Here is a 1,705-nt window from a genome sequence, read left to right on the forward strand (position 1 = left end):
ATATTAATTGTCCTTGATCATAGCTATTTAATCGTTTTCGTTTTATCATTCTTTCCCGGCTTGAGCATCTGCTCATCACTTCCCCCCTTATTGGAGCCGGTTTAATGACAACTGTAACTACCCTAACGATCCGCCGCCCTGATGATTGGCATGTTCATTTTCGCGATAATGAAATGTTAAATACAGTCGTGCCGTTCACAAGCCAATTTTTTGGTCGTGCCATTGTCATGCCTAACCTTGTACCCCCTGTTACCACGGTAGAAGCCGCAAGAGCGTATCGTGAGCGAATTAAACAAGCGGTACCTGCTGGGCACCAATTTACACCGCTAATGACCTGCTATTTAACTGACACAACTGATGCTGATGAACTCATTCGTGGTTTTAATGAAGGTGTATTTACGGCCTGTAAATTGTATCCCGCGAATGCCACAACAAACTCTAGCCATGGCGTGTCTGACATTAAAAAAATCTACCCTGTTCTTGCTGCCATGGAACAAGCTGGAATGCCATTACTCATTCATGGGGAAGTGACCGCCAGCCATATCGATATCTTCGACCGTGAAGCGCTGTTTATCGAACAAGTCATGCTGCCATTACGCGCTCAATTCCCTCAGTTAAAAGTAGTTTTTGAGCACATCACCACCAAAGAAGCTGCACAATATGTGTTAGAGGCTAACGAATTTACAGCGGCGACCTTAACACCACAGCATTTGATGTTTAACCGCAACCATATGTTAGTTGGTGGTGTACGACCGCATCTGTATTGCCTGCCGATTTTAAAACGTAATGTTCATCAAGAAGCATTACGCGCAGCTGTTGCTTCTGGTTGCGATCGCTTCTTCTTAGGTACCGATACTGCGCCGCATGTTCAATCCCGTAAAGAGGCATCCTGCGGCTGTGCAGGCGTATTTAACGCTCCAACCGCATTAGCTGCCTATGCAACCGTGTTCGAAGAATTAGGTGCTTTAGCGCATTTCGAAGCATTTTGTTCACTAAATGGACCTAAGTTTTATGGATTACCTGTCAATGAAGGTCACATTACACTGACAAAATCTGAGAATATAACCTGCGAATCTATTGCTTGTGGGACAGATAAATTAATCCCATTCTTAGCGGGTGAAGATTGTGGTTGGACTATCAAAGTAAGCTAATAACATTATGATGTGGAAAGGTTTTATCCTTTTCACATCTTCTTTTTAAAGAATCACCGGCTATTTTTTTAATTTTCACCAAAATTCACAAAAAAATAGTTTTACTACTACCATATTAAAAAAATCTTCTTATACTAGATATAGCTCGTTCTGAGTCACCTGCTCTTAGTCAGTAATAGATATTTACTATTTATCACGATGTTTGATTAGGAGGTCTAAATGAATAGAAAAAACGATGTAATCCAAACTCACCCTGTTGTTGGCTGGGATATCAGTACTGTCGATGCCTACGATGCGATGATGCTACGTTTACATTACCTCCCTGAACAGAACAATAGCCTGGATAGCGCAATAGTTGATAAAACCATGTGGCTGACAACCGATGTAGCCAAACAGCTGATTAATATTCTTCAGGCTGGAATTGATAAGATTGAGTCTGGCGAATATCTTGAATCTGATTTCAAAACTCATTAGCAGGTAAAAAGAATGGATATTTGTCTCATAACAAATATCCATTCACTATCATTTAACCACTCCAATTTACATCATTAATA

2 protein-coding genes are annotated in these 1,705 nt (G+C 40.8%); both read left to right on the plus strand.

What is annotated here, in order from left to right:
• The first annotated feature begins 104 nt into the window (after window positions 1-104).
• On the plus strand, window positions 105-1,151 hold the full coding sequence (gene pyrC / locus JK188_RS17280) for a dihydroorotase (protein WP_132494627.1): 1,047 nt from the start codon (window positions 105-107) through the stop codon (window positions 1,149-1,151).
• 219 nt (window positions 1,152-1,370) lie between these two features.
• Complete coding sequence (gene bssS, locus JK188_RS17285) at window positions 1,371-1,625, plus strand: biofilm formation regulator BssS (RefSeq protein ID WP_211885188.1); 255 nt, start codon at window positions 1,371-1,373, stop codon at window positions 1,623-1,625.
• The last annotated feature ends 80 nt before the right edge of the window (window positions 1,626-1,705 follow it).

The sequence above is a fragment of the Providencia sp. JGM181 genome (genome assembly GCF_018257375.1).
In the GTDB taxonomy this organism is placed as follows: Bacteria; Pseudomonadota; Gammaproteobacteria; order Enterobacterales; family Enterobacteriaceae; genus Providencia; species Providencia lanzhouensis.